Raw genomic sequence first — 3,622 nt, 5'->3', positions numbered from 1 at the left:
AACTCGCCCACAGTGGCGCCAAAAAACCACCCGCCACGACAATAATCACATTAATCACCAACAACGGGATCATGAAACGGTGTGCTTGTGTATGCATTTACTTCAGCTTATCCTTCAAGATGGCATTGATCGCCTGCGGGTTTGCCTTACCTTGGGAAAGCTTCATCACTTGGCCCACAAAATACCCCATCATTTTGTCTTTACCGGCTTTATAGTCAGCCACTTGAGCGGCGCTTTGAGCCAAGACCTCATCGATCATCGCCTCAATCGCACCCGTGTCTGTGACCTGCCTCAAACCCTGAGCCTCAATAATATCATCGGCACGACCCTCACCAGCCCACATCGCCTCAAACACTTGCTTGGCGATTTTACCGGAAATGGTGTTATCAGTGATTCGATCAAGCAAGCCCGCCAAGGCTTCAGGTGAGACCGGCGATTGTTCGAAGCTGAATCCGGCTTTATTCAAGGCGCCACTGAGCTCACCCAACAACCAGTTGGCAACAATTTTAGGTGCGGCTTGAGTGGACTTCACGCAGGCTTCAAAATACGTCACCAAACCCATGTCTTGCGTGACCAGCGTCGCGTCGTATTCGCTTAAGCCGTAATCCTTGATATAACGATCACGCTTCACCTCAGGAAGCTCAGGTAGCTTCGCCTTCATGGCTGCTAAGTAATCGTCTTCGATCACCACCGGCACCAAATCAGGGTCAGGGAAATAACGGTAATCGTGCGCGTCTTCTTTAGAGCGCATCGCACGTGTCTCACCCTTTTCCACATTAAACAAACGGGTTTCTTGGCGCACTTCACCGCCCTGCTCTATCAACTCAATCTGACGCTCCACTTCGTATTCAATAGCTTGCTCTAAAAAACGAAACGAATTTAAGTTTTTAATTTCACAACGCGTGCCCAAAGGCTCGCCGGGCCGGCGAACCGAGACATTGGCATCCATACGAAATGAGCCTTCTTGCATGTTCCCATCACAAATACCAATGTAGCGCACCAAGCTGTGCAGCGATTTCGCATACGCCACCGCCTCTTCGGAAGAGCGCATATCCGGCTCTGAAACAATTTCTAACAAAGGCGTGCCTGCGCGGTTTAAATCCACACCCGTCTTACCGTTTAAATCTTCATGAACAGATTTACCCGCATCCTCTTCCAAGTGTGCACGCGTGATGCCCACGGTTTTCTTCACACCATCAGACAGTGTAATCACCAACTCACCTTGACCGACGATAGGCAAATCGTGCTGGCTGATTTGATACCCTTTTGGAAGGTCGGCGTAGAAATAATTCTTACGTGCAAAGACAGACTGCTTATTGATGTGGGCGCCAATGGCCAGACCAAACAAAACCGCTTTATTTAAAGCCTCTTTATTTAACACCGGCAAGACACCCGGCAACCCCAAATCCACCGCACAAGCTTGCGTGTTCGGTTCTGCGCCAAACTGCGTAGAAGCGCCTGAAAATATTTTACTGCGCGTATTAAGTTGCGTGTGTACTTCTAAACCAATGACCACTTCCCAACTCATAAAAACATCTCCGGGATTTTTGTGTGCCAGTCCGTTGCCTGTTGATATTGATGCGCAACATTCAGCATGCCCGCTTCATCGAAATAGTTACCGATCAACTGCGCACCCACAGGCAAGCCTTTGACAAAACCCGCTGGCATGGACAGCGCCGGCAATCCCGCCATATTCGCTGCAACCGTAAACACGTCAGCCAAGTACATACTGATCGGATCGTCACATTTCTCACCTTCACGAAATGCCGTGCTCGGCGTGGATGGACACAAAATATAATCCACGGTTTTAAACGCTTCGACGAAATCCTGCTTCATCATGCGACGAACTTTTTGCGCTTTGGTGTAATACGCATCATAAAAACCTGAAGATAAAGCATACGTGCCCATCATGATGCGCCGCTTCACTTCAGGACCAAAACCTTCACCGCGTGATCGGCAATACAGATCATCTAAATCCACCGGGTTTTCGCAACGGTAACCATAACGCACACCATCAAAACGCGACAAGTTCGAAGAACATTCCGCCGGACCAATCACGTAGTACACAGGAATACCCATGTCTGTGTGCGGCAGACTCATATCTTTAAGCGTCACACCCAAACTTTCCAACACCTTGGCGGCTTCGTGCAGCACACGTGCAATTTCCGGATTTAAAGCCTCAACAAAATATTCTTTAGGCAAACCAATCGTGAGGCCTTTAAGCGGATGGTTAAGCTTGGCCGTAAAATCTTCCACGGGGCGGTTGACCGACGTGGAGTCTTTCGGGTCAAAACCTGCCATCACATTCATCATCATCGCAGCATCTTCCGCCGTTTGCGCCATGGGGCCTGCTTGATCCAGGCTCGACGCAAAGGCAATCATGCCGTAGCGTGACACGCGACCGTAAGTCGGCTTTAAGCCCGTGATGCCACAAAATGCCGCCGGCTGCCGAATCGAGCCGCCCGTGTCAGTGCCCGTACTGGCCGGCACCAAGCGCGCCGCAACCGCCGAGGCACTACCACCTGAAGAACCACCCGGCACACAATCCAAATCCCAAGGGTTTTGGCAGTCACCATAAAAACTGTTTTCATTCGATGAGCCCATGGCAAACTCATCCATGTTCGTTTTACCAAACAACACGCAGCCTGCATTATTAAACTGCGTAATCAGGGTCGCATCATAAGGCGCGATAAAATTATCTAACATTTTTGAGGCACAGGTCGTCTTCATACCCTTCGCACAAAAAATATCTTTTTGTGCAATCGGAAGACCCGTCATGGCATTCGCTTCTCCTTTGGCGATGCGTGCATCCGCCGCTTTCGCTTGTGCAAGCGCAAACTCTTCATCCAGTGTAATAAAGGTATTGAGCTTATCATCGTAGCGATTCACGCGATCGATACAATGTTGTGTGAGCTCAACCGATGAGATGTCTTTGTTTGCCAGTTTGTCGGACAATTGCTTAAGGGTATCATTATGCATAGACATCACTCTTGCTCGATAACTTGGGGCACGAGGTAAAATCCACGCTCTACCTCAGGTGCTAACGTTTGAAACAGCTCACGTTGATCCACTTCCGTGACTTCATCAGCTCGCAAGGGCTGGGTGATTTCCAAAGGGTGAGACAAGGGCTCACACTGTGAGACATCCACCGCTTGCAGCTTATCAGCCAACTCCAATAATTTCGTCATTTTCTCAGCATAGCTTGGGATATCATCATCATGAATAGACAACCGGGCCAGGCGTGCGATGCGTCGTATACCTTTTGCATCCATCAGCTTTCTCATCGTTATTGTTCAAAGGGTGGCCATTATAGCAAGCAAGCGCAGACTGTAAATAGCTGAAAAACAGGCTGTACAAACGCCCATCAAGGCACTAGAATCGCCCAATCTTTGTACAAAACAATAATAAACCCATATTATCAGCAAACCATCGATGCCCTAAACCTATTGTTGCAGGGCCTTTTTTTGGCGTATAGGCGCCCCCGGGATCGAGGAATATCGCGATAGCCAAGTGACTATGGTCTGTTTACAATTGATTTTTGCAAGCGAAAACTGAAGGGGTTGAGGCCAAGTTGTTTATTATTTGAGGCGAATAGCCAGTCCTATTTAACGAGAAGAATGAA

General features: G+C 48.8%; 3 protein-coding genes. All 3 read right to left on the bottom strand.

What is annotated here, in order from left to right; genetic code table 11:
* Positions 1 to 97: 97 nt before the first annotated feature.
* From COV52_03985 to COV52_03975, 3 genes are read right to left on the bottom strand one after another with little or no spacing between them, the layout of a single operon-like run.
* Positions 98 to 1,528, bottom strand: a complete 1,431-nt coding sequence (locus tag COV52_03985; GenBank protein PIR11480.1) for an Asp-tRNA(Asn)/Glu-tRNA(Gln) amidotransferase GatCAB subunit B — start codon at positions 1,526 to 1,528, stop codon at positions 98 to 100.
* Complete coding sequence (locus COV52_03980; protein ID PIR11479.1) at positions 1,525 to 2,979, bottom strand: Asp-tRNA(Asn)/Glu-tRNA(Gln) amidotransferase GatCAB subunit A; 1,455 nt, start codon at positions 2,977 to 2,979, stop codon at positions 1,525 to 1,527. The genes COV52_03985 and COV52_03980 overlap by 4 nt, the downstream gene beginning before the upstream one ends.
* A gap of 5 nt (positions 2,980 to 2,984) precedes the next feature.
* Positions 2,985 to 3,272 (bottom strand): Asp-tRNA(Asn)/Glu-tRNA(Gln) amidotransferase GatCAB subunit C, encoded by a 288-nt coding sequence (locus COV52_03975; protein PIR11478.1) that lies wholly within the window; start codon positions 3,270 to 3,272, stop codon positions 2,985 to 2,987.
* Between the last annotated feature and the right edge of the window lie 350 nt (positions 3,273 to 3,622).

It is taken from the genome of Gammaproteobacteria bacterium CG11_big_fil_rev_8_21_14_0_20_46_22 (assembly GCA_002796245.1).
GTDB lineage: Bacteria > Pseudomonadota > Gammaproteobacteria > UBA12402 > UBA12402 > 1-14-0-20-46-22.
Note: the sequence above shows the minus strand (reverse complement) of the source record. Positions and strands in the feature narration are given on the sequence as shown.

Coding starts and splice junctions, on each gene's coding strand:
- COV52_03975 (PIR11478.1), bottom strand. CDS start 3,272: ATGGATGCAAAAGGTATACGACGCATCGCACGCCTGGCCCGGTTGTCT.
- COV52_03980 (PIR11479.1), bottom strand. CDS start 2,979: ATGCATAATGATACCCTTAAGCAATTGTCCGACAAACTGGCAAACAAA.
- COV52_03985 (PIR11480.1), bottom strand. CDS start 1,528: ATGAGTTGGGAAGTGGTCATTGGTTTAGAAGTACACACGCAACTTAAT.